A 22,311-nucleotide genomic window follows, 5' to 3' on the forward strand; every position below is an offset into this window, starting at 1 on the left:
AAAAATGAATCAGGTGGGTACGGAGAACGACAATGGGCATAAATCTGGAAAAGCTGTCGCGTAAGGAATTGCTTGAATTGCGCGATCAGGTCGACAAGGCGCTGGAAAACGCTGAGGCCAGAGAGCGTCAGGAAGCATTGATGGCCGCTGAAAAAGCAGCTGCCGCTTACGGGTTTTCCTTGTCCGACTTGGCGTCTCAGCCCACGCGGTCCGGCAAGGGATCGAAAGCCAAAGCGAAATATCGCAATCCGGCCGATCCGGCGCAAACCTGGACGGGGCGTGGGCGAAAACCGAAATGGGTCCACGAAGCGCTGAAAGCCGGGGCAGATATTTCCGATCTCGAAATCTGAACGGGAAAAGTATCAAAATGACAATTCACATTGGCGCCGAAAAAGGCGAAATCGCCGAGACCGTGCTTTTGCCGGGTGATCCGTATCGTGCGAAATGGGCCGCCGAAACTTTTCTGAGCAATGTGCGGCAAATCAACGATGTCCGCGGGATGCTGGGTTTCACCGGCGAATGGAAAGGAAACCCGGTCACCATTCAGGGCAGCGGAATGGGAATGCCGTCGCTGTCCATTTACGTGAATGAACTGATCCGGGACTACGGTGCAAAAACCCTGATCCGCATCGGGTCTTGCGGCGGCATGCAGGAAAACGTGAAGGTCCGGGATGTTATCCTGGCCATGACGTCAACGACGCTCAGCACCCCGTCCCGGGGCATCATGAAAGAGCTCAACTTTGCGCCTTGTGCAGATTGGGGCCTGCTGCAGGCTGCCGCCAAAGCAGCCGAGGCCAAGGGCACGGCAACCCATATCGGCGGCATCTACTCGTCTGACGTTTTCTATGACGAACGCCCCGACCTGAACGAACAGATGGTGCGTCACGGAATCCTGGGTGTCGAAATGGAGGCAGCCGAGCTGTATATCCTGGCCGCGCGGCACAAATGCCGGGCCTTGGCGGTTCTGACCGTGTCCGATCACCTTCTGACCGGCGAGGCCCTGCCCTCGTCCGAGCGCCAGAGCAGCTTTGGTGACATGGTGGAAATCGCACTGCAGGCCGCCTTCCCGAACGCCTGACACAAACCGGCCCGGGTCACCCCCGGGCCTCAGCGCCCATGCGTACGGTCATAGCCATTGGGCGCCGGACTTTGCCATCCGCTCAGCGTGCCTTCGGCAGGTTCGAAAACCTCGACCAACAGCGGGTGACAGGCGGCGGTATCCGACGAGTGCTCGGACGAGCAATCCCCACCCGGACAGGCGCTGAGGTCACCCAGTAGGTCGATTTCCGCGAAGAACTCCAAGTAGTCACCCGGTCGAACCGGTGAAGCCTTCATGAAATACTGCCCCGTATCGCGGGTAAAGCCAGTGCACATGAATACGTTCAACACGTCGTGCACCAAACGCTCGGCTACCGGAATTTCCAAACCAGTATGGTCAGCCAGCGCCCGGGTCAGGTTGGAGTGGCAGCAATGATGGTATTGAGTGCCCGACAGCAAGTTTCCGGTATAGGGATCGCAACGCGTTCCGATCACGTCATGCACCGACCCGCCATATTGATCGATTCCGTACCAGTCCAAGGTGTCCGCAACGATCGTGGCCATCGGGCGCAGATAGGGAAAGCTGGACCATAGCCGCTCGCTGGTCGTGACATGGGTGCCATGCAATGCACGCGTCTTGCCCGAATAGAAACGTTCGTTCAGATCGTGCAAGTTCCACAGGTTCAGGTCGCCGACCTGCGAGCCTTCGACTGAGGTGATCCGAAAGAAGTGTCCGGCCGGCACCTCAAAGCAACGGGCATCACGTGGCGGCACCAGAACTTCGGCTGTCTTTCGCGCGCTCTTTCGGGCGTCCAGCAGCAGGTCAAGGTCAACGCTGGGCAGGGTGTCATTTGGGTAGCAAATGACTGGAGCGATCCCGCGGCGGGCGGCGGCATCCGAAGGAGGATTTGGCATTCTGCATCTTTCCGCTGTTTTGCGCAGAGTGACCCAGAACGAGCTTTGGGAAAACCCCGTTTCCCGCAGGCAATAAGGCTTATTTCCGTTCGCATCGCGTGGGCTGCGTCTCGGAGACGGAAACCGCTCCGCAATACGCACAACTCCACGTGCCGGCCTGCCTGTGCTGTCGCCACCGGCAGTCCCGAGTCAAAGAAGACGTGCGGGACCGCCAAACGAAATAGGCGAACACGCCGGCGCCGAGCAGAAGCAGAAGAACAGGCATTCCCCTGCTTTGCGCAATATGCGCCGGGACTCAAGACTTGGCTTGGTAAACTCAGGCCGCGTTGGCGTATTCAAACAGCTCCGGCTCTGCATCTTTTGCAGGCTTGACCGGCTCGGGCTCGTAATAGGCCCAGGCTTGCTCAAGATATTCCAAGGCTTTGGCTGCGTCTGTTTTTTTGGATTCGTTCTTCATCGGAGTGATCCTGTTTCCAATCCGTCACTCCTCCCCGGTGCCGAACATAGTCTTGGCCGGGGCGGCCCACATCCAATGATTTCGCATGTGGGCCATGCACTTGCCGCAACGCAGCAAGCACGTTGGTCGTCATCGGTCAAACTGCGCGTTCGACCATCATCTTCTTGATCTCGGCAATCGCCTTGGCCGGGTTCAGACCCTTGGGGCAGGTCTTTGCGCAGTTCATGATCGTATGGCACCGATACAGCTTGAACGGATCCTCAAGCTGATCCAGACGCTCGCCGGTGGCCTCGTCGCGGCTGTCGATGATCCAGCGATAGGCGTGCAGCAGCGCGGCGGGGCCAAGGTACCGGTCGCCATTCCACCAATAGCTGGGGCACGAGGTCGAGCAGCTGGCGCACATCACGCATTCGTACAGACCATCCAGTTTTTTCCGGTCTTCGATCGACTGCTTCCATTCCTTTGCAGGGCGGTTGGTCTTGGTTTCCAGCCATGGCATGATCGAAGCGTGCTGCGCATAGAAATGGGTCAGATCCGGGATCAGGTCCTTGACCACCGGCATGTGCGGCAGCGGGTAGATCTTCACGTCGCCCTTGATCTCGTCCATGCCGTAGATACAGGCCAACGTGTTGATCCCGTCGATGTTCATCGCGCAGGAGCCGCAGATCCCCTCGCGGCACGACCGGCGGAATGTCAGGGTCGGGTCGACCTTGTTTTTGATGTAGATCAGCGCATCCAGAACCATCGGCCCGCAATCGTCCATGTCGACGAAATAGGTGTCGACCCGAGGGTTCTGCCCGTCATCCGGATTCCAGCGATAGATCTGGAACTTACGCACGTTGCTCGCGCCTTCCGGCTTCGGCCAGGTCTTGCCCGTCGTAATCCGGGAATTCGTAGGGAGGGTCAGTTGGACCATGTGTTCCTCTCCTCAGAATGTCCGCGCCTTGGGCGCGATCTTTTCAAGGCTGATACCGCCTTCAGCCTCGGTGCTCAGCGGATCGACGATGACCGGGCGATAGCTGAGTTCGACCTTGTTCCCGTCAACCCGGGACACGGTGTGAACACGCCAGTTTTCGTCATCGCGCTCGGTGAAGTCTTCGTGTGCATGAGCGCCGCGGGATTCCTTCCGCGCTTCGGCTCCGACGATTGTGGCAAGCGCGTTGGGCATCAGGTTGGTCAGTTCCAGCGTCTCCATCAAGTCGCTGTTCCAGATCAGGCTGCGATCCGTGACCTTGATGTCCTCCATCTTGGCCGCGATTGCAGTCATCTTCTCGACCCCTTCGGCCAGGGTCTTGGCCGTCCGGAACACCGCAGCATCCGCCTGCATGGTTTTCTGCATTTCAAGCCGCAGATCGGCCGTCGGGATTGCGCCGCTGGCATTGCGCACCGCATCGAACCGATCAAACGCCTTGTCGACCGAGGCCTGGTTCAGGACCGGGTTGGGCGTTTCGGGGTCGACGACCTTGCCGGCCCGGATCGCCGCCGCACGGCCAAAGACCACGAGGTCGATCAATGAGTTCGACCCCAACCGGTTCGCTCCGTGAACCGACGCGCAACCGGCTTCGCCGACGGCCATCAGGCCGGGCACAACGGCGTTCGGATCGTCGGCGGTCGGGTTCAACACCTCGCCCCAGTAGTTGGTCGGAATACCGCCCATGTTGTAGTGCACGGTCGGAAGAACCGGGATCGGTTCCTTGGTGACATCCACGCCGGCGAAGATCTTTGCGCTTTCCGAGATGCCCGGCAAACGCTCATGCAGGGCTTCGGCTGGTAGATGGCTCAGGTTCAGGTGAATATGGTCGCCTTCGGGACCGACGCCGCGCCCTTCGCGGATTTCCATTGTCATCGAACGCGAGACATAGTCGCGCGGTGCGAGGTCCTTGTATTGGGGCGCGTAGCGCTCCATGAACCGTTCACCTTCCGAGTTGGTCAGATATCCGCCTTCGCCGCGGGCGCCTTCGGTGATCAGGCAGCCCGAGCCGTAGATGCCGGTCGGGTGAAACTGCACGAATTCCATGTCCTGCAAGGCCAGGCCGGCACGGGCCACCATGCCGCCGCCGTCGCCGGTGCAGGTGTGGGCCGAGGTCGCGCTGAAATAGGCGCGGCCGTAACCGCCCGTGGCCAGAACCACCATCTTGGCGTTGAAGACATGCATGGTGCCGTCGTCCAGCTTCCAGCAGACAACGCCTTGGCACTGGCCGTCTTCGGACATGATCAGGTCAATGGCGAAATATTCGATGTAGAATTCCGCGTTGTTCTTCAGTGACTGCCCGTACAATGTGTGCAGAATCGCGTGACCGGTCCGGTCGGCAGCAGCACAGGTGCGCTGAACTGCGGGGCCCTCACCGAATTCGGTCGTGTGGCCACCAAAGGGACGCTGATAGATCTTGCCTTCTTCGGTGCGCGAGAACGGCACACCGTAATGCTCCAACTCATAGACGGCCTTGGGTGCCTCGCGCGCCAGGTATTCCATCGCGTCGGTGTCACCCAGCCAGTCCGAGCCCTTGACGGTGTCATACATGTGCCACTGCCAATGGTCGGGGCCCATGTTCGACAGCGACGCCGCAATGCCACCCTGCGCCGCAACGGTGTGCGAACGGGTCGGAAAAACCTTGGTTACACAAGCGGTGCGCAGACCTTGTTCGGCCATGCCGAGCGTGGCACGCAGACCGGCCCCACCGGCGCCGACCACGACCACGTCATATTCGTGCGTTTCGTATTCGTAAGCAGCCATTTCATTCAGCTCCGGGGTGTTAGAGGGCAATGCGGGCGACGGCGAAGATACCTGCGGCCGCGGCGCCATATGAGAGACACTTCACGAGGATGATCAGAACCTTTTCCATTGTGCCGTGCACATAGTCCTCGATCATCACCTGGGCACCATCAGCGAAATGCTTGAACCCGACGGCCAGCGTCAGGGCCGCCACGATCGCCGGGAATGGCCGCGAGTAATAGTCCAGCACCACGTCAAAGGGCTGTCCCAGCGTGGGGCCGAATGTGAAGACAAAAAGCGGGACAAGGATCAGCAGCGCAACCGAGCTGACCTTCATCGCCCAAAAATGTTCGGTGCCCGACTTGGCCGATCCCAGGCCTACGGCGCGTTTGCGGTCGGTAAGATAACGCATGTCAGCCTCCCTCAGGCAACGATCAACAGTGTCAGAAAAGTCAGCACGAAAGAGCCGATCACGACCGCCCAGCCCAGCTTGTAGGCTGTCGGGATATCCAGTCCGATCGCGTTGTCCCAGATCAGGTGCCGGATGCCGGCAAGCGTGTGGTACCAAAGACCCCAAAGCGACAGTGCCATGACCAAGTCCCCGAGGAGCGACGTGATCACACCATTGGCGCGATCAAAGGCTTCGGGCGACGTGGCTGCGGCCAGGAACCACCAGACGATCAACAGCGCGGCCACCAACATGGCGTTGCCGGTGATCCGGGTCAGGATGGAAGTGACAGAGGTCAACTGCGGACGATAGATCGACAGATGCGGCGATAGCGGGCGGTTCCCCCGATTGACATCGGCCATGGCGGCTCCTTTTGAGGTTGGCTACCGAAGTTTTTACTCCATTTTGCGACCCTGTCACGCGCTGCGCGTGCAAAAAAGATCAAATCACCCGCAATTCGGCCGATAATTCGGAAACGTGATCACACAAAATATTCTCGTGATCACAAAATGCATTCCAACCCTCCAATGTTAGCGTTTTCAAGGGTCAAGCAATGTGATCACGAATCTTTCTGCGCTCAGCGCAGATCGGCAGTCTGCCGCGTGACTTCACGCAGAAGTTTTTTCCGGATCCGTTCGGGATAGTCCTTGAAACCGGCAGCCGATACGACGAAGGCCCCTTCGCCGACTATGACGTTTTCAAAGAAATAGGCCGTCAGGTCTGGTTCGCTCTCCTCGATCGCAATTGCGTTCACCGTAATCCCCTGACGGCGCAAAAGGTCCCGGATCTCGGTGGGTTCAACCCCTTCGTTCGAGACGCCGTCCCCCGAGATGTCGATCAGATGACGCTTGCACTCGGGCACCTCGAGAAAGCTGTTCACGGTCATTTCCAGCGCCTCACCGATCGCGGTCGAGAAATTGCGCCAGACACGCGGATCGGCCGACACTTTTGCGGCAAACGCATCCAGTGCGTCGAACCCGTCAATTTTGGTCCAGGGGATGGTGATCCGCTGCCGCGAGGTCCCGGTCCATTGCACCAGCATCAACCGGGCCTGGCCGCGCACCAGCGCCTCGGACACGACCGGGTCGCGCAGTCCGGCCGCCAGGCCATCCATCTGGATGCGGTATTCCGAACTGTCGACCGAGCCGGACACATCCACGGCCAGCGCCAGCGCCAGATCGCAGGCCGACGCCGGGCGGGCAAGGCAAAGTGCAGCGGCAAGGATACGCAGAAAAGACATGAGCCGAACCTAGCACGGTTCGGCCCGGTCGGGATCACAAGACTGTGGGGGCCAGCCCGCTCAGATCGGCATCAGCGCCCAATAGTCCAGATCCAGCAGGACGTCGGGGCTGTATTTTCCATCCGGGCCGCGCAGCGCAAAGGCCTCGCCGCCCTTGGTCGCCACCAGTCGCAACCGGATCGCACCCACGCCGGGCACGCCGGTTTCGGCCTTGTCCAGCACCTCGGACCACGCCTTGACGGTGTCTCCGGCGAAACAGGGGTTGGCATGGGCCCCGCCGTTCAAACCGACGATCATCTGCGCATTGGCCAGCCCGTTGAACGACAGCGCGCGCGCCATCGAGATCACATGGCCGCCATAGATCAACCGCCCATCGGGGCGGAAGGTCAGGTCGAAATGCACCTTGGCAGTGTTCTGCCACAAGCGGGTGGCCAGCATGTGCTCGGCCTCTTCCACGGTCACGCCGTCGACATGGTCGATGGTTTCGCCGATCTGGTAGTCTCCCCAGCGGTGCGGTTCACCGGCCAGAGCAAAGTCGTATTTGCTGAAATCCAACCCGTTCGGCACCACGAGGTCTTCGGGCGCCAACGCCTTCTTCAGGTCCGGCACCACGGTTTCGCGCGCCACCGCATCAAGGTTCGATTTCCGCACCATCACCCAGCGCACATATTCGATCACCACTTCGTCGCGCTGGTTCAGTCCGCGCGTACGCACCCAGACCACGCCGGTCTTGCCGTTCGAATTCTGCTTGAGGCCAATGACCTCGGATTCCGACCGCAGGGTGTCACCGGGATAGACCGGCTGCAGCCAGCGACCCTCGGCATAGCCCAGATTGGCGACCGCGTTCAGCGAGATGTCCGGCACCGTCTTGCCGAACACCACATGGAACGCCGCCAGATCGTCGATCGGGCTTTGCGGCAGGCCGCAGCTCCGGGCGAACTCGTCCGAGGAATAGAGCGCGTGGCGCGCGGGATAGAGCGCATGATAGAGCGCGCGCTCGCCCACCGTCACGGTGCGCGGCACCGCGTGGTGCAGCACCTGCCCGATGGAGTAATCCTCGAAAAAGCGGCCCGAATTGGTCTTTGCCATTATTGCTGTCCCAGTTTCATGTCGGGGGAATAGTCGGCCGCGACCTCCTTGGTCACAGCCTGCGCACAGCGCATCTTGCTGGTGGACGGGTCGAACGCATAGGCCGGAGAGCCGTGCAGCTCCCACCCTTTGGCCAGCGCCTCGGACACCTTGTGGCAGAAGTCCGAGGTGTCCTCTTCAGTCAGCAGTCGATAAAGTTTTGCCATCACATCACCTGCCTAGCCCGGGAACGGAGACGGGCCGACCAGCCCATGAATGTAGCCGATGATGCCCAGCAGCACGATCGAGGCCACGAAGAACATCGCGTCCTTGCCCAGCGTTCCGGGCTCGCCCGGGGTCCAGTCGGGCTCGGATTTGTTGATGACGATCACTTCGACCACGGCCCAGGCCAACAGGCCGCCGAACAAGATGATCGACGCCAGATCACCATTGACCAGCAGATGCGCAAAGGCCCAGAGCTTGAACCCGCCCAGCATCGGATGACGCACCTTGTTCAGCAGTCGGCCCTTGGTTCCGGCCGGGCTCATCATCCAGATGGCGATCAGCACCAGCAGGTTGTTGATGTGGATCATGAAGCTGGGCGGTGCCCAGACATGGATGAAATCGGTCATGCGATAGCCGAAGATCATCAGCAGGATCGACACGACAAGCGCACCCGCGACGGCGCCCTTTCCGGCATCGCCCATGGCCGCGCGGCGCGCCGGCATCAGGCGTTTGAACAGATGCGCGGCCCACCAAAGCGCCACGCCGAGAATGAGAAGAACGAAGCCCATGCTGGCTTACCCCGCTTGCAAAGCTGATATCGCCTCTGCTTTTGCCAGAATTTCGCGGGCAGTTACAACGTGCAGATTTTCCACGATCTTGCCATCGACCACGGCAACGCCCTGCCCCTTTGCCTCGACCTCTTCGAAAGCGGCGATCTGGCGTCGGGCCAGGTCGATCTCGGCCTCGGACGGGGCAAAGGCGGTGTTGGCGGTCTCGACCTGCGCGGGGTGGATCAGGGTCTTGCCGTCAAAGCCCATGTCGCGGCCCTGCGCACATTCGACAGCCAGACCTTCGGTATCCTTGAAGGCGTTGTAGACGCCATCGACGATCACCAACCCCTCGGCCTTGGCGGCCAGCAGGCACAGGCCCAGCGACGTCATCAGCGGCAGGCGGTCGGGGCGGAAGCGGGTCTGAAGCTCTTTGGCCAGATCGTTGGTGCCCATGACAAAGCCCGCCATCAGCGGATGCGCCGCGATCTCGGCCGCGTTCAGCATGCCGCGCGGGGTCTCCATCATCGCCCAGATCGGAAGGTCGCCGGTGATCGCGGCCAGCGCATCCACGTCGGCGGCCGAGTTGACCTTGGGCAGCAGAACCACGTCGGCATCCATCTGGCGCACGGCCTCGGCATCGGCGCGACCCCAAGGGGTGTCCAGACCGTTGATTCGCACGATCTTGACGCGCGGGCCATAACCGCCTGTGGCCAGAGCGGCCTTGAGCGTTTCGCGTGCATTGTCCTTTTCATCAGCGGCAACCGCGTCTTCCAGATCGAAGATAATGGCATCGACCGGCAGCGAGCGCGCCTTGTCGAGCGCCCGCTCCTTGGAGCCGGGGATATACAAAACGGATCGGTAGGGGCGCTGGCGCGGGTCCATGGGAACCTCTCGTTGAAATAAAGTTGCGCAGAATGGGGCATTTTTTGCCGGAAACTTCAAGGCGAAAATCGCCGCATTGCAGCATGTGACGCAACGCGCGGTGGTTTTACCGCAATTGCAGAGGGTTCCGGCAGCCTTGCCTCGGTCAACAGGCAAAGGGGGCCGGAAATGAATAAGCGTTTGTTTCAAATGACGATGGGGCTGGGCATCATGGTGCTGGCGGCGCAGCAGGTACAAGCGCAAACGCCGAACTGCGCGCCCCGGCCGGACGTGCTGCAGCGGTTGGCCGAGACCTATGGCGAGACCCGGCGCGGCATCGGCATGGCGCGGCAGGGTACGGTGATGGAAGTCTTTGCCTCGGACGACACCGGCACCTGGACGATCACCGTGACCCTGCCCAACGGGCTGACCTGCCTGGTGGCCGCGGGCGAGGCCTATGAGGTGCTGGCCGAAGCTCTGCCGCCGAACACCTGAGGATCAGGTCAGCGCGTCCCAGATCAGCTTTGACCCGGTCAGGGTCAGCAGAACATAGGCGATGCCGAAGAACAGCCGCTCGGACATCATCCAATGGGCACGCACGCCCAGCCAGGCGCCAAGGATGGCAAAGGGGGTCAGCAGCAGGTCGGCCCAGGCGGTCTGCAGCGTGAACATGCCCAGATAGGCGTAGGGGACGAACTTGGCGATGTTGATGACCCAGAAGACCAGCACGGTGGTGGCCTGGAACTCGGTTTTCGTCAGGCGTTGCGACAGCAGGTAGACGGCGGCGGGCGGGCCGCCGGCGTGGCTGACAAAGCTGGTGAAGCCAGCGACCAGCCCGGCGAACAGCCCGGCCGGAGGCGGCAGGCGGTTGGCGAAACCGCGCACCCAGCCGCGGGATTGCGCCACATGCCAGACCACGAAGCCCACCGAGATGCCCCCGATCAGCAGGCGCAGCAGGTCTTCGTCGGTCGCCCGGTACAGCAGCGCGCCCAGCGCCACACCCGGCACTGCCCCCAGCATCAGCAGACGCGCGTCGGGCCAGTTCCACCGTTTCCAGTAGGGGCGCAGGGTGGCCAGGTCGATCACCATCAGGATCGGCAACATCAGCGCCAGCGCCTGCCCCGGATCAAGGATCAACGCCAGAATCGACGACGACGCAAAAGCCACGCCCGAGCCGAAGCCGCCCTTGGAAATGCCCGCAAAGATCACAGCCGGGATCGCCACGGCAAAAAACATCAGGTTCAATTCAACCATGCGGCGGCCCCGAAACGGCTTGTCCTGCGGGTGGTTTAGCGCAACCGGCAGGGGGCAGGCAAACGGTATGCGGTCGCATGCCGCGCCGCAGAACCCTTGCGCAACGGCGTTTTAGCGACTAGCAAAACCGCGATTTCAAAACCGACCGGAGACAATCCAAATGGCCAGACCCAAGATCGCGCTGATCGGCGCAGGTCAGATCGGGGGCACGCTTGCCCACCTCGCAGCAATGAAGGAACTGGGGGATGTCGTTCTTTTCGACATCGCCGAGGGCATCCCGGAAGGCAAGGCGCTGGACATCGCCGAATCCGGCCCGTCCGAGGGCTTTGATGCCAAGCTGAAAGGCACCCAATCCTACGAGGACATCGCCGGTGCCGATGTCTGCATCGTGACCGCCGGTGTGCCGCGCAAACCGGGCATGAGCCGCGACGACCTGCTGGGCATCAACCTGAAGGTCATGAAGTCGGTCGGTGAAGGCATCGCCGCCAATGCACCCGACGCCTTCGTCATCTGCATCACCAACCCGCTGGACGCGATGGTCTGGGCGCTGCGCGAATTCTCGGGCCTGCCCCACAAAAAGGTCTGCGGCATGGCCGGCGTGCTGGACTCGGCCCGTTTCCGCCACTTCCTGGCCGAAGAGTTCGACGTATCGATGAAGGACGTCACCGCCTTTGTTCTGGGCGGCCATGGCGACACGATGGTACCGTCGGTTCGTTATTCGACCGTTGCGGGCATCCCGCTGCCCGATCTGGTCAAGATGGGCTGGACCACGCAAGAGAAGCTGGACGCCATCGTACAGCGCACCCGTGACGGCGGCGCCGAGATCGTCGGCCTGCTGAAGACCGGCTCGGCCTATTACGCCCCCGCGACCTCGGCGATCGAAATGGCCGAAGCCTATCTGAAGGATCAGAAGCGCGTTCTGCCCTGCGCCGCCTATTGCGATGGCGAGTTGGGCGTGAAGGGCATGTATGTGGGCGTCCCGACCGTGATCGGCGCCGGCGGAATCGAAAAGGTCGTCAACATCCAGCTCAATGAAGAAGAGCAGGCCGGTTTCGACAATTCGGTCAACGCCGTGAAAGGTCTGATCGAGGCCTGCAAGGGCATCGACAGCTCATTGGCCTGATACATTGATCGGATCTTTGGACCCCACCAAAGATCCGGCCAAAGGCATGACACCCTGCCCCGCTGGCTCCAACCGGCGGGGCATTTCTTTTGAGCTCTCGAGTTCTATCGGAACATCCCAAGCCACCTGGCTACTCCCAGAAGCATCCCGCCAAGTGCGACCAGCAAGGCGCAAACGACCCAGAACGCATGCGGACTTTCGGCGCCGGGAATGCCACCGACATTGATCCCCAGAACACCCGCCACCAGGCCCAGCGGCAGAAAGACAGCGCTGACCACTGACAGCACGAGCATACGGTTGTTCATACGTTCGGCCCGTTCATCCATCAGCTGATCGTGTATGATCTGAACCCGCTCCCGTACAGCCGCCAGATCCTCGCCGATCCGGTAGATGCGCTCCGAGGCTTCGCGCAACCGCGACCGGTCGTGAGCCTGCAGCCACGGCACGTCTTCAATCTCGAGCGTCGTCAACGCGTCGCGCTGGGGTACCAGATACCGGCGCAGAACGATGGAGGACCTGCGGATCGCCGCCAGCTCAGACCGGGAAATCTCGGCATTCGCCTCAAGAAGCGCCTCTTCTAGATCATCCACACGTTCGTTCAGATCAGTGATCGCAGGTTCGGCCCTATCTGCCAGCCGCAAGGCCAAGCGCGCGACGAAGTCACCCGGCGATTTCGGTGCCTGCCCGCGGTCGATTGCCGCCAGCATGTCCGCAACCGCATCCAAGGGGCGGCGCCAGACACCGATGATCTTGTTCTCCGTCAACCACAGCCTGACCGAGATCATGTCTTCGGGCGGTTGCCCTTCTTGCAGGTTCACTCCGCGCAGGTTCAGGATTACGCCATCGCCATGGACGGTACAGCGGGGCCGGGTCTCGTCCGCCGTCAGAGCGTCGATCACGAACTCATCAAGCCCGCCGGCGCGCAGAAGCGGAACCGTGCCAGACGCTTCCAGCCTCAGGTGTTGCCAAGCGAACTGCCCCTCCGGTCCGGCCGGTATCCAGCTGGCAAATTCATCGGCGTCCAGTGACACGGCTTTGCCGGATCCATCGAAGATCCAGGTCATGACATCGGGGAAATCTGGGTTCGGCACTGTCATCTGCTCGGAGCTTGTTCATGTTTGACCGGCCCGACCCAACCGGACCCGCACAGGCCCGGTCAGATTAGCCAGCCTGCGAGAATGCGCCAAGCCCCGAAAGCCTGGCAGGTCCGGTCCCGCCACTTCGAACGCTACCGGAAATGTTGGCGCAAACGGGTTGCGAACACGGTCTTCGAATATGTTTTCAAAGCCTATTCTGACTCGCTCGAATCATTTTTTGGCACCGGTTTGTTTGTGATCACACCCCGAAAATGTGTGATCACAAATGCTGAAAATCTTCGGTAAATAACCCGATCCAGACAGAAAACCCTTTAATTTTTGCCGCTAGACACCCCTATAACGATCTAATCGCAGTCAGACGGGACAGTTTCGATGAACATTCACGAATATCAGGCCAAGGCTCTTCTTCGCAGCTATGGCGCTCCGGTCTCCGACGGACGTGCAGTTCTGCGCGCCGAGGAAGCCAAAACAGCCGCCGGTGAACTGGACGGCCCCCTTTGGGTGGTCAAGGCACAGATCCACGCGGGCGGCCGCGGCAAAGGTCACTTCAAAGAGGCCGATGCCGGTGAAAAAGGCGGTGTCCGTCTGACCAAATCGGTGGAAGAAGCCGCCGAAGAAGCCAAGAAGATGCTGGGCCGCACGCTGGTCACCCACCAGACCGGCCCCGTAGGCAAGCAGGTCAACCGCGTTTACATCGAGGCCGGATCGGGCATCGAGCGCGAGCTGTACCTGGCCCTGCTGGTGGACCGCCAGACCAGCCGCATCTCGTTCGTGTGCTCGACCGAAGGCGGTATGGACATCGAAGAAGTAGCCGCAGCGACGCCCGAGAAAATCCTGTCCTTCTCGGTTGACCCGGCCACTGGGTACCAGCCGTATCACGGCCGGCGCATCGCCTTCTCGCTGGGTCTGGAAGGCGCGCAGGTCAAGCAATGCGTGCGTCTGATGGGCATCCTGTACAAGGCCTTCGTCGAGAAGGACATGGAGATGCTGGAGATCAACCCGCTGATCGTGGCCGAAGGCGGCGACCTCAAGGTGCTGGACGCCAAGCTGAGCTTTGACGGCAACGCGGTCTACCGCCACCCCGACATCGCCGAACTGCGCGACACCACCGAGGAAGACCCCAAGGAACTGGAAGCCAGCAAATACGACCTGAACTACATCGCGCTGGACGGCGAGATCGGCTGCATGGTCAACGGTGCGGGTCTGGCGATGGCGACGATGGACATCATCAAGCTTTACGGTGCGGAGCCTGCCAACTTCCTCGACGTCGGCGGCGGCGCCACCAAAGAGAAAGTGACCGAGGCGTTCAAGATCATCACGTCTGATCCCAACGTCAAAGGCATCCTCGTCAACATCTTCGGCGGCATCATGCGCTGTGACGTCATCGCCGAGGGCGTGGTCGCCGCGGTGAAAGAGGTCGGCCTGCAGGTTCCGCTGGTCGTGCGTCTGGAAGGCACGAATGTCGAAAAAGGCAAAGAGATCATCAACACCTCTGGCCTGGACGTGATCGCGGCGGACAACCTGAAAGACGGTGCCGAGAAGATCGTGAAGGCAGTCAAAGGCTGAACCCGATAAATCAGGGCGGGTCGCGGCCCGCCATTCCGATGAATGCTGGCGGGTCAGATCCCGCCGAAAACAGGAGAACGCCAAATGGCAGTCCTCATCGACGAAAATACCAAAGTGATCTGTCAGGGCTTTACCGGCTCGCAGGGCACGTTCCACTCTGAACAGGCCATCGCCTATGGCACCAAGATGGTCGGCGGTGTGACCCCGGGCAAAGGCGGGATGGAGCATCTGGGCCTGCCCGTGTTCAACTCGGTCCACGAAGCCAAGCACGTGACCGAAGCCAACGCCACCGTGATCTATGTGCCGCCTCCGTTTGCCGCGGATTCGATCCTCGAAGCCATCGACGCCGAGATGGAAGTGATCGTCTGCATCACCGAAGGCATCCCGGTTCTGGACATGATGAAGGTGAAGCGCGCGCTGGAAGGCAGCAAATCGCGCCTGATCGGCCCGAACTGTCCCGGCGTCATCACGCCCGACGCCTGCAAAATCGGCATCATGCCCGGCCACATCCACAAGCGTGGCTCGGTCGGCGTCGTGTCGCGTTCCGGCACCCTGACCTATGAGGCGGTCAAGCAGACCACCGATGTGGGTCTGGGCCAGTCCACCTGCGTGGGCATAGGCGGCGACCCGATCAAAGGCACCGAGCATATCGACGTGCTGGAATGGTTCCTGGCCGATGACGAGACCGAGTCGATCATCATGATCGGCGAGATCGGCGGCTCGGCCGAGGAAGAAGCCGCGCAGTTCCTGGCGGATGAGGCCAAGAGGGGCCGCAAGAAGCCCGTTGCCGGTTTCATCGCCGGCCGCACGGCGCCTCCGGGCCGCCGCATGGGCCACGCGGGCGCGATTGTTGCCGGCGGCAAAGGAGGTGCCGAGGACAAGATCGAAGCCATGCGCAGCGCCGGCATCGTCGTGGCCGAAAGCCCGGCGCAGCTGGGTGAGGCTGTGCTGGAAGCAATCGGCAAGTAAACCGCCGGCCCCTTGCGTGGGCTGGCCTCAGCGGAGCGAAACACATGACCTTCAACGAAGCCGTCAAAACGTGTTTCTCCAAATACTTCACATTCTCGGGGCGGGCCTCTCGCCCCGAGTATTGGTATTTTTTTCTGTTCATTCTGGTCTGGAGCGCAATCGCCACGGTGATCGACTGGCATTTCTTCGGGCAGGTCACGACCGTGCAATCCGAAGGCTCGGTCGAGGTGACCGCAACATCCAGCCAGCCGGTGCAGAGCATCGTGTCACTGATCGTGTTCTTTCCGCATCTGGCCGTGGCGTGGCGGCGCATGCATGACACCGGGCGCAACGGTCTCTACGCGCTGCTGCCGATCCTTTTGATCCTTGGGGCTTTTGCCGTTCTGGTCTTCGGCATCGGCCTCGCCTCAAGCTTCCAGCATGGCGGAAGCCTCGACATCCTGTTCACGCGCGCCACGCTGCTGATCGTCATTCCGACACTGCTTGTTCTTCTGGTGTCGCCCCTCCTGGTTCTGTGGTGGCTGTCCCGCCCCAGCCAGCCAGGCACCAACAAATACGGTCCCAACCCATATGAGGTAACCCAATGACCGAACACTCGCCCAATTCTGCCTTCCATGCCTCGAGCTTCATGCAGGGGCACAATGCCGAGTACCTGGAGCAGCTATACGCCCAGTACACAAAGGATCCCGGCGCGATCGATGCGGCCTGGGCCGAGTTTTTCCGGCAGATGGGAGACGCGGCACCGGACGTCCAGAAAGAGGCCGAAGGGCCGTCGTGGGCGCGCACCGACTGGCCACCGGAGCCGAATGATGACCTGACCGGCGCCCTGACCGGCGAGTGGATCGAGGTCGACGCCAAAGCTGCAGGCAACAAGATCAAGGAAAAGGCTGCCAAGGCGGGGGTTGATGTCAGCGACGAACAGATCAAGCGCGCCGTGCTGGATTCGATCCGCGCGCTGATGCTGATAAGGGCCTATCGAATCCGGGGTCACCTGGCCGCTGATCTGGACCCGCTGGGCATGCGCGCCGCGACCAACCATCCCGAGTTGGACCCCAAGACCTATGGCTTTACCGATGCCGACATGGACCGGCCGATCTTCATCGACAACGTGCTGGGTCTGCAGATGGCCAGCATGCGCCAGATCGTCGAGATCGTGAAACGCACCTATTGCGGCACTTTCGCGCTGCAGTACATGCACATCTCGAACCCCGAGGAGGCCGCCTGGCTGAAAGAGCGGATCGAAGGTTATGGCAAGGAAATCTCGTTCACACGGGAAGGCCGCAAGGCGATCCTGAACAAGATGGTCGAGGCCGAGGGCTTTGAGAAGTTCCTGCATGTGAAATACATGGGCACCAAGCGGTTCGGTCTGGACGGGGGCGAGGCGCTGATCCCGGCGATGGAACAGATCATCAAGCGTGGCGGCGCCCTGGGCCTGAGCGATATCGTGATCGGCATGCCGCACCGCGGACGTCTGAACATCCTGGCCAACGTGATGGGCAAACCCTACCGCGCCATTTTTAACGAGTTCCAGGGCGGTAGCTTCAAGCCCGAGGACGTGGATGGGTCGGGCGACGTGAAATATCACCTCGGTGCGTCCAGCGACCGTGAGTTCGACGGCAACACCGTGCACCTGTCGCTGACGGCGAACCCGTCCCACCTCGAGGCCGTGAACCCGGTTGTTCTTGGCAAGGTCCGGGCCAAGCAGGACCAGCTTGGCGACACCGATCGCAGCAAGGTCATGGGCATTCTTCTCCACGGCGACGCGGCTTTTGCCGGCCAGGGTGTCGTGGCCGAAGGTTTTGGCCTGTCCGGTCTGCGCGGTCACAAGACCGGCGGCACCATGCATATCGTCGTGAACAATCAGATCGGCTTTACGACTGCGCCGCATTTCTCGCGGTCGAGCCCGTACCCGACCGATATCGCGCTGATGGTCGAGGCGCCGATCTTCCACGTGAACGGCGACGACCCCGAGGCGGTGGTGCACGCGGCCAAGGTCGCGACCGAGTTCCGCCAGAAGTTCCACAAGGACGTGGTCATCGACATCTTCTGCTACCGCCGGTTCGGTCACAACGAGGGCGACGAGCCCATGTTCACCAACCCGATCATGTACAAGAAGATCAAGACCCACAAAACCACGCTGTCGCTGTACACCGAGCGGCTGGTCAAGGACGGTCTGATCCCCGAGGGCGAGATCGAGGACATGAAGGCCGCCTTCCAGGCGCATCTGAACGACGAGTTCGAGGCCGGCAAGGATTACAAACCCAACAAGGCCGACTGGCTGGATGGCCGGTGGTCGCATCTGGACAAGAACAAGGAAGAATATGTCCGCGGCGACACTGCAATCACGCCGGATACGCTGGCCGAGGTCGGCAAGGCGCTGGTGACGGTGCCCGATGGCTTTGCACTGCACAAGACGGTGGGCCGCCTTCTTGAACACAAGAAGCAGATGTTCGAAACCGGTCAGGGATTTGACTGGGCCACCGGCGAGGCGCTGGCCTTCGGGTCGCTGCTGACCGAGGGCTATCCGGTACGCCTGTCGGGGCAGGACGCTACCCGCGGCACTTTCAGCCAACGCCACTCGGGCTTCATCAACCAGGAGACCGAGGAGCGCTACTATCCCCTGAACCACATCCGCGCCGGACAGTCGCAGTACGAAGTGATCGACTCGATGCTGTCGGAATACGCGGTGCTGGGCTTCGAATACGGCTATTCGCTGGCCGAGCCCAACGCGCTGGTTCTGTGGGAGGCCCAGTTCGGCGATTTCGCCAACGGCGCGCAGATCATGTTCGACCAGTTCATCAGCTCGGGCGAAAGCAAATGGTTGCGCATGTCCGGTCTGGTCTGCCTGCTGCCGCACGGGTTCGAGGGGCAAGGCCCCGAGCACTCGTCGGCGCGACTGGAGCGGTTCCTGCAGATGTGCGGCCAGGACAACTGGATCGTCGCCAACTGCACCACGCCTGCGAACTATTTCCACATCCTGCGCCGTCAGCTGCACCGCACTTTCCGCAAGCCGCTGATCCTGATGACGCCCAAATCATTGCTGCGCCACAAGCTGGCGATCAGCAATGCCGAGGACTTCACCACCGGGTCCAGCTTCCACCGGGTGCTGTGGGACGACGCGCAAAAAGGCAACTCGGACACCCAGCTGGTGCCCGACGACAAGATCAAGCGCGTGGTGATGTGTTCGGGCAGGGTCTACTACGACCTGCTTGAAGAACGCGATGCGCGCGGGATCGACGACGTCTATCTGCTGCGGATCGAGCAATACTATCCGTTCCCGGCCCATTCGCTGATCAACGAGCTTGAGCGGTTCAAACAGGCCGAGATGGTCTGGTGCCAGGAAGAGCCCAAGAACCAGGGTGCCTGGGGATTCATTGAACCCAATATCGAATGGGTCCTGTCCCGCATCGGCGCCAAGCATACCCGGCCGATCTATGCCGGCCGCGCCACATCGGCCTCGCCCGCAACGGGTCTGGCCAGCCAACACAAAGCCCAACAAGAAGCGCTGGTGAACGAAGCGCTGACCATTGAAGGATAATTAACGATGACGATTGAAGTTCGTGTTCCCACGCTGGGCGAGTCCGTCACCGAAGCCACGGTCGCAACCTGGTTCAAGAAACCCGGCGATGCCGTCGCCGTGGATGAGATGCTGTGCGAGCTTGAGACGGACAAGGTCACCGTCGAGGTTCCGTCGCCCGCAGCCGGCGTGATGGGCGAGATCGTAGCCGCCGAAGGTGAGACGGTCGGCGTTGATGCGCTGTTGGCAACGATCCAGGCCGGTGAGGGTGCGGCCCCCGCTCCAAAAGCTGAAGCCGCGCCGGCAGCGGCACCTGCGGCCTCGGGCGGCAGCGTCGACGTGATGGTTCCGACACTGGGTGAGTCCGTCACCGAAGCGACAGTATCGACCTGGTTCAAGAAGGTCGGCGATACCGTCGCACAGGACGAAATGCTGTGCGAGTTGGAGACCGACAAGGTTTCGGTTGAGGTCCCAGCTCCGGCTGCGGGTGTACTCGCGGAGATCGTGGCCCCCGAGGGCGCGACGGTCGACGCGGCCGCCAAGCTTGCCGTGATCTCGGGCGCTGAAGCAGGCGCCGCACCGGCTGCGCCAGCCGCGGCAGCCCCTGCCCCGGCAGCAGCCGCCACCGGCAAGGACGTGGCCAATGCGCCGTCGGCCGAAAAGGCCATGGCCGAAGCCGGTCTGTCGGCCGATCAGGTCACCGGCACCGGCCGCGATGGTCGCATCATGAAGGAAGACGTGGCCCGCGCCGTCGCAACCGCCGCCGCCCCTGCCGCGGCCGCTCCGGCACCGGCCGCAGCCCCGCGCGCACCCGTCGCCGCCGAGGACGCCGCCCGCGAGGAACGCGTGCGCATGACGCGCCTGCGCCAGACCATCGCCAAGCGTCTGAAGGACGCGCAGAACACTGCCGCGATCCTGACCACCTACAACGAGGTGGACATGACCGAGGTGATGGCCCTCCGCAACCAGTACAAGGACCAGTTCGAGAAGAAGCACGGCGTCCGCCTGGGCTTTATGTCCTTCTTCACCAAGGCCTGCTGCCACGCGCTGAAAGAGGTGCCCGAGGTCAATGCCGAGATCGACGGCAATGACATCGTCTACAAGAACTACGTCCACATGGGCGTCGCCGCCGGCACTCCGCAGGGCCTGGTGGTTCCGGTGATCCGTGATGCGGACCGCATGTCGTTCGCCGAGATCGAGAAAGCCATCGCCGAGAAGGGCAAACGCGCCCGTGACGGCAAGCTGAGCATGGCCGAAATGCAGGGCGGCACCTTCACCATCTCGAATGGCGGCGTCTATGGCTCGCTGATGTCCTCGCCGATCCTGAACCCTCCGCAGTCGGGCATTCTGGGCATGCACAAGATTCAGGAACGTCCGATGGTCATCAATGGCGAGATCAAGATCCGTCCGATGATGTATCTGGCGCTGTCCTATGACCACCGCATCGTCGACGGCAAGGGCGCGGTCACTTTCCTGGTGCGCGTGAAAGAGGCGCTGGAAGACCCGCGCCGTCTGCTGATGGATCTGTGATCATGGCGACGCACGTACTCTGGCAGGCCGACGTGGCCGATTTCGACGCCTGGCTGAAGGTGTTCCGCGAGGACAAGCCGATGCGCAAGGCGGCCGGGATTGTCGATCTGCACGTCTGGAAAGACCCCGAACAGCGCGATCATGCGGTTGCCCTGTTCGAGATTACCGATCTGGACCGGGCCCAGAGCTTCATCGAATCGGAAGAGCTGGCCATGCACCATGAACGTGGCGGCGTCGCACATATTCAGGTGAAGGTTCTGACACCCGTCTGAACAGGCACCCAGGCGATCCACCCCGTGGGTCGCCTTTTCAAAAAGAACACTCCGCGGATTTGGGAGAACAAAATGGCTAACTATGACGTCATCGTAATCGGCGCCGGTCCCGGCGGCTATGTCTGCGCCATCCGCTGCGCGCAGCTGGGCCTGAAAACCGCCGTCGTCGAAGGGCGCGAGACGCTGGGCGGCACCTGTCTGAACGTGGGCTGCATTCCGTCCAAGGCGCTGCTGCATGCCAGCCATCAGCTGCACGAGGCCGAGCACAATTTTGCCAAGATGGGCCTCAAGGGCAAAAGCCCCTCGGTCGACTGGAAACAGATGCTGGCCTACAAGCAGGACGTGATCGACACCAACACCAAAGGCGTCGAGTTCCTGTTCAAGAAGAACAAGATCGACTGGCTCAAGGGCTGGGGCTCGATCCCGGCGGCGGGCAAGGTCAAGGTCGGTGATGAGGTGCATGAGGCCAAGAACATCATCATCGCCTCCGGCTCCGAGGCGGCGTCGCTGCCCGGCGTCGAGGTCGACGAAAAGGTCGTCGTGACCTCGACCGGCGCGCTGGAGCTGGGCAAGATCCCGAAAAAGCTGGTGGTGATCGGCGCAGGCGTGATCGGGCTGGAACTGGGCTCGGTCTATCAGCGTCTGGGCGCCGAGGTGACGGTGATCGAATATCTGGACGTCATCACCCCGGGCATGGACCCCGAGGTGCAGAAGACCTTCCAGCGCATCCTGAAAAAACAGGGCCTGAACTTCGTCATGGGCGCCGCCGTGCAAAAGACCGAGACCACCAAGACCAAGGCCAAGGTGACCTACAAGCTGCGCAAGGATGACAGCGAGCACGTGATCGAGGCCGACACCGTTCTGGTCGCCACCGGGCGCAAGCCGTTCCATGACGGGCTGGGTCTGGAGGCGCTGGGGGTCGAGCTGACTCCGCGCGGCCAGATCAAGGTCGGCAAGGACTGGCAGACCAACGTGCCGGGCATCTACGCCATCGGCGACGTGATCGAAGGCCCGATGCTGGCCCACAAGGCCGAGGACGAAGGCATGGCCGCCGCCGAAGTGGTCGCGGGCAAGCATGGGCACGTGAATTACGGCGTCATTCCAGGCGTGATCTACACCTGGCCCGAGGTTGCCAATGTCGGCGAGACCGAAGCCACCCTCAAGGAGCAGGGCCGCGCCTACAAGGTGGGCAAGTTCAGCTTCATGGGCAATGGCCGCGCCAAGGCGAACTTTGCTGCCGACGGGTTCGTAAAGATCCTGGCCGACAAGGAGACCGACCGCATCTTGGGCTGCCACATCATCGGCCCCGGCGCGGGCGACCTGATCCACGAGGTCTGCGTTGCGATGGAGTTCGGCGCCTCGGCCGAGGATCTGGCGCTGACCTGCCACGCGCACCCGACCTATTCCGAGGCCGTGCGCGAAGCGGCGCTGGCCTGCGGCGACGGTCCGATCCACGCCTGATGAGTT

Annotated in this window: 24 protein-coding genes; 11 read left to right on the forward strand and 13 right to left on the reverse strand. The window is 61.7% G+C overall.

Translation table 11 applies throughout. The annotated features are described in order from the left end of the window. Positions 1–32: 32 nt before the first annotated feature. Both ACR0LD_RS14170 and deoD read left to right on the forward strand, forming a co-directional pair. On the forward strand, positions 33–350 hold the full coding sequence (locus ACR0LD_RS14170; RefSeq protein ID WP_170436077.1) for an H-NS histone family protein: 318 nt from the start codon (positions 33–35) through the stop codon (positions 348–350). Between the two features lie 17 nt (positions 351–367). Further along, entirely contained in the window at positions 368–1,078 is a 711-nt protein-coding gene (gene deoD, locus ACR0LD_RS14175; protein WP_170367636.1) for a purine-nucleoside phosphorylase, read from the forward strand. A 29-nt stretch (positions 1,079–1,107) separates the two neighbouring features. On the opposite strand, the gene ACR0LD_RS14180 is transcribed toward deoD, so the two are convergent. The 11 genes from ACR0LD_RS14180 to ACR0LD_RS14230 form a co-directional block, all read right to left on the reverse strand. After that, positions 1,108–1,953, reverse strand: a complete 846-nt coding sequence (locus ACR0LD_RS14180) for an urea carboxylase-associated family protein (RefSeq protein ID WP_480637542.1) — start codon at positions 1,951–1,953, stop codon at positions 1,108–1,110. 316 nt (positions 1,954–2,269) lie between these two features. Continuing rightward, on the reverse strand, positions 2,270–2,410 hold the full coding sequence (locus ACR0LD_RS14185) for a hypothetical protein (RefSeq protein ID WP_170343320.1): 141 nt from the start codon (positions 2,408–2,410) through the stop codon (positions 2,270–2,272). Positions 2,411–2,546: 136 nt separating this feature from the next. Continuing rightward, positions 2,547–3,326, reverse strand: a complete 780-nt coding sequence (locus ACR0LD_RS14190; RefSeq protein WP_170343321.1) for a succinate dehydrogenase iron-sulfur subunit — start codon at positions 3,324–3,326, stop codon at positions 2,547–2,549. A gap of 12 nt (positions 3,327–3,338) precedes the next feature. Continuing rightward, on the reverse strand, positions 3,339–5,144 hold the full coding sequence (sdhA, locus tag ACR0LD_RS14195) for a succinate dehydrogenase flavoprotein subunit (RefSeq protein ID WP_093963474.1): 1,806 nt from the start codon (positions 5,142–5,144) through the stop codon (positions 3,339–3,341). Between the two features lie 19 nt (positions 5,145–5,163). Next, a complete protein-coding gene (gene sdhD, locus ACR0LD_RS14200; RefSeq protein ID WP_093963475.1) occupies positions 5,164–5,535 on the reverse strand; it encodes a succinate dehydrogenase, hydrophobic membrane anchor protein in 372 nt (123 codons plus the stop codon). Between the two features lie 11 nt (positions 5,536–5,546). After that, the gene (gene sdhC / locus ACR0LD_RS14205) at positions 5,547–5,933 is read right to left on the reverse strand and encodes a succinate dehydrogenase, cytochrome b556 subunit (RefSeq protein ID WP_170343324.1); all 387 of its coding nucleotides are present in this window, start codon (positions 5,931–5,933) and stop codon (positions 5,547–5,549) included. 215 nt (positions 5,934–6,148) lie between these two features. Then, a complete protein-coding gene (locus tag ACR0LD_RS14210) occupies positions 6,149–6,811 on the reverse strand; it encodes a DUF1194 domain-containing protein (RefSeq protein WP_170420745.1) in 663 nt (220 codons plus the stop codon). A gap of 60 nt (positions 6,812–6,871) precedes the next feature. Next, positions 6,872–7,900, reverse strand: a complete 1,029-nt coding sequence (locus tag ACR0LD_RS14215) for a MaoC family dehydratase (protein WP_480637546.1) — start codon at positions 7,898–7,900, stop codon at positions 6,872–6,874. After that, entirely contained in the window at positions 7,900–8,106 is a 207-nt protein-coding gene (locus tag ACR0LD_RS14220; RefSeq protein ID WP_170343327.1) for a DUF1737 domain-containing protein, read from the reverse strand. Before ACR0LD_RS14220 ends, ACR0LD_RS14215 begins: the two co-directional genes overlap by 1 nt. A gap of 12 nt (positions 8,107–8,118) precedes the next feature. Then, positions 8,119–8,673 (reverse strand): NnrU family protein, encoded by a 555-nt coding sequence (locus ACR0LD_RS14225; protein WP_170343328.1) that lies wholly within the window; start codon positions 8,671–8,673, stop codon positions 8,119–8,121. 6 nt (positions 8,674–8,679) lie between these two features. Next, a complete protein-coding gene (locus ACR0LD_RS14230) occupies positions 8,680–9,537 on the reverse strand; it encodes an HpcH/HpaI aldolase/citrate lyase family protein (RefSeq protein ID WP_170440285.1) in 858 nt (285 codons plus the stop codon). A 168-nt stretch (positions 9,538–9,705) separates the two neighbouring features. Between ACR0LD_RS14230 and ACR0LD_RS14235 the strand changes: the two genes are divergently transcribed. Further along, entirely contained in the window at positions 9,706–10,011 is a 306-nt protein-coding gene (locus tag ACR0LD_RS14235; protein WP_170436065.1) for a hypothetical protein, read from the forward strand. Positions 10,012–10,014: 3 nt separating this feature from the next. On the opposite strand, the gene ACR0LD_RS14240 is transcribed toward ACR0LD_RS14235, so the two are convergent. Then, positions 10,015–10,770 (reverse strand): sulfite exporter TauE/SafE family protein, encoded by a 756-nt coding sequence (locus ACR0LD_RS14240; protein WP_170342199.1) that lies wholly within the window; start codon positions 10,768–10,770, stop codon positions 10,015–10,017. Between the two features lie 160 nt (positions 10,771–10,930). On the opposite strand from ACR0LD_RS14240, the gene mdh reads away from it, so the two are divergent. After that, positions 10,931–11,893, forward strand: a complete 963-nt coding sequence (gene mdh, locus ACR0LD_RS14245) for a malate dehydrogenase (protein WP_480637549.1) — start codon at positions 10,931–10,933, stop codon at positions 11,891–11,893. 104 nt (positions 11,894–11,997) lie between these two features. Here mdh and ACR0LD_RS14250 read toward each other — a convergent pair whose 3' ends face one another. Beyond that, positions 11,998–12,990 carry a zinc transporter ZntB gene (locus ACR0LD_RS14250; protein ID WP_480637551.1) on the reverse strand — a complete coding sequence of 331 codons (993 nt, stop codon included), beginning with the start codon at positions 12,988–12,990 and terminating at the stop codon, positions 11,998–12,000. A 372-nt stretch (positions 12,991–13,362) separates the two neighbouring features. On the opposite strand from ACR0LD_RS14250, the gene sucC reads away from it, so the two are divergent. The 7 genes from sucC to lpdA all read left to right on the forward strand — a co-directional run bounded on the left by sucC (position 13,363) and on the right by lpdA (position 22,305). After that, a complete protein-coding gene (gene sucC / locus ACR0LD_RS14255; RefSeq protein ID WP_093963486.1) occupies positions 13,363–14,556 on the forward strand; it encodes an ADP-forming succinate--CoA ligase subunit beta in 1,194 nt (397 codons plus the stop codon). An 84-nt stretch (positions 14,557–14,640) separates the two neighbouring features. Further along, positions 14,641–15,525 (forward strand): succinate--CoA ligase subunit alpha, encoded by an 885-nt coding sequence (gene sucD, locus ACR0LD_RS14260; protein ID WP_170360120.1) that lies wholly within the window; start codon positions 14,641–14,643, stop codon positions 15,523–15,525. Between the two features lie 44 nt (positions 15,526–15,569). Next, positions 15,570–16,112 (forward strand): DUF805 domain-containing protein, encoded by a 543-nt coding sequence (locus ACR0LD_RS14265; protein WP_170360119.1) that lies wholly within the window; start codon positions 15,570–15,572, stop codon positions 16,110–16,112. Further along, on the forward strand, positions 16,109–19,063 hold the full coding sequence (locus tag ACR0LD_RS14270) for a 2-oxoglutarate dehydrogenase E1 component (protein WP_480637553.1): 2,955 nt from the start codon (positions 16,109–16,111) through the stop codon (positions 19,061–19,063). The genes ACR0LD_RS14265 and ACR0LD_RS14270 overlap by 4 nt, the downstream gene beginning before the upstream one ends. 6 nt (positions 19,064–19,069) lie before the next feature. After that, positions 19,070–20,572, forward strand: coding sequence for a 2-oxoglutarate dehydrogenase complex dihydrolipoyllysine-residue succinyltransferase (gene odhB / locus ACR0LD_RS14275; protein ID WP_170436057.1), 1,503 nt, complete (start codon positions 19,070–19,072; stop codon positions 20,570–20,572). A 2-nt stretch (positions 20,573–20,574) separates the two neighbouring features. Continuing rightward, the gene (locus ACR0LD_RS14280) at positions 20,575–20,844 is read left to right on the forward strand and encodes a hypothetical protein (protein ID WP_170342212.1); all 270 of its coding nucleotides are present in this window, start codon (positions 20,575–20,577) and stop codon (positions 20,842–20,844) included. A gap of 72 nt (positions 20,845–20,916) precedes the next feature. Beyond that, positions 20,917–22,305: a dihydrolipoyl dehydrogenase gene (gene lpdA, locus ACR0LD_RS14285; protein ID WP_480637555.1), complete on the forward strand. Its 1,389-nt coding sequence runs from the start codon at positions 20,917–20,919 to the stop codon at positions 22,303–22,305. The last annotated feature ends 6 nt before the right edge of the window (positions 22,306–22,311 follow it).

The sequence above is a fragment of the Ruegeria sp. BF8 genome (assembly GCF_056538625.1).

Bases quoted from the DNA above. Each gene is read 5' to 3' on its own strand.
- ACR0LD_RS14225 (WP_170343328.1), bottom strand. From the start codon at position 8,673: ATGGGCTTCGTTCTTCTCATTCTCGGCGTGGCGCTTTGGTGGGCCGCG.
- sucC (WP_093963486.1), top strand. From the start codon at position 13,363: ATGAACATTCACGAATATCAGGCCAAGGCTCTTCTTCGCAGCTATGGC.
- ACR0LD_RS14220 (WP_170343327.1), bottom strand. From the start codon at position 8,106: ATGGCAAAACTTTATCGACTGCTGACTGAAGAGGACACCTCGGACTTC.
- ACR0LD_RS14190 (WP_170343321.1), bottom strand. From the start codon at position 3,326: ATGGTCCAACTGACCCTCCCTACGAATTCCCGGATTACGACGGGCAAG.
- ACR0LD_RS14230 (WP_170440285.1), bottom strand. From the start codon at position 9,537: ATGGACCCGCGCCAGCGCCCCTACCGATCCGTTTTGTATATCCCCGGC.
- ACR0LD_RS14215 (WP_480637546.1), bottom strand. From the start codon at position 7,900: ATGGCAAAGACCAATTCGGGCCGCTTTTTCGAGGATTACTCCATCGGG.
- sucD (WP_170360120.1), top strand. From the start codon at position 14,641: ATGGCAGTCCTCATCGACGAAAATACCAAAGTGATCTGTCAGGGCTTT.
- ACR0LD_RS14180 (WP_480637542.1), bottom strand. From the start codon at position 1,953: ATGCCAAATCCTCCTTCGGATGCCGCCGCCCGCCGCGGGATCGCTCCA.
- odhB (WP_170436057.1), top strand. From the start codon at position 19,070: ATGACGATTGAAGTTCGTGTTCCCACGCTGGGCGAGTCCGTCACCGAA.
- lpdA (WP_480637555.1), top strand. From the start codon at position 20,917: ATGGCTAACTATGACGTCATCGTAATCGGCGCCGGTCCCGGCGGCTAT.
- ACR0LD_RS14250 (WP_480637551.1), bottom strand. From the start codon at position 12,990: ATGACAGTGCCGAACCCAGATTTCCCCGATGTCATGACCTGGATCTTC.
- ACR0LD_RS14235 (WP_170436065.1), top strand. From the start codon at position 9,706: ATGAATAAGCGTTTGTTTCAAATGACGATGGGGCTGGGCATCATGGTG.
- mdh (WP_480637549.1), top strand. From the start codon at position 10,931: ATGGCCAGACCCAAGATCGCGCTGATCGGCGCAGGTCAGATCGGGGGC.
- ACR0LD_RS14270 (WP_480637553.1), top strand. From the start codon at position 16,109: ATGACCGAACACTCGCCCAATTCTGCCTTCCATGCCTCGAGCTTCATG.
- ACR0LD_RS14185 (WP_170343320.1), bottom strand. From the start codon at position 2,410: ATGAAGAACGAATCCAAAAAAACAGACGCAGCCAAAGCCTTGGAATAT.
- ACR0LD_RS14210 (WP_170420745.1), bottom strand. From the start codon at position 6,811: ATGTCTTTTCTGCGTATCCTTGCCGCTGCACTTTGCCTTGCCCGCCCG.
- ACR0LD_RS14240 (WP_170342199.1), bottom strand. From the start codon at position 10,770: ATGGTTGAATTGAACCTGATGTTTTTTGCCGTGGCGATCCCGGCTGTG.
- ACR0LD_RS14280 (WP_170342212.1), top strand. From the start codon at position 20,575: ATGGCGACGCACGTACTCTGGCAGGCCGACGTGGCCGATTTCGACGCC.
- ACR0LD_RS14265 (WP_170360119.1), top strand. From the start codon at position 15,570: ATGACCTTCAACGAAGCCGTCAAAACGTGTTTCTCCAAATACTTCACA.
- deoD (WP_170367636.1), top strand. From the start codon at position 368: ATGACAATTCACATTGGCGCCGAAAAAGGCGAAATCGCCGAGACCGTG.
- sdhA (WP_093963474.1), bottom strand. From the start codon at position 5,144: ATGGCTGCTTACGAATACGAAACGCACGAATATGACGTGGTCGTGGTC.
- sdhC (WP_170343324.1), bottom strand. From the start codon at position 5,933: ATGGCCGATGTCAATCGGGGGAACCGCCCGCTATCGCCGCATCTGTCG.
- ACR0LD_RS14170 (WP_170436077.1), top strand. From the start codon at position 33: ATGGGCATAAATCTGGAAAAGCTGTCGCGTAAGGAATTGCTTGAATTG.
- sdhD (WP_093963475.1), bottom strand. From the start codon at position 5,535: ATGCGTTATCTTACCGACCGCAAACGCGCCGTAGGCCTGGGATCGGCC.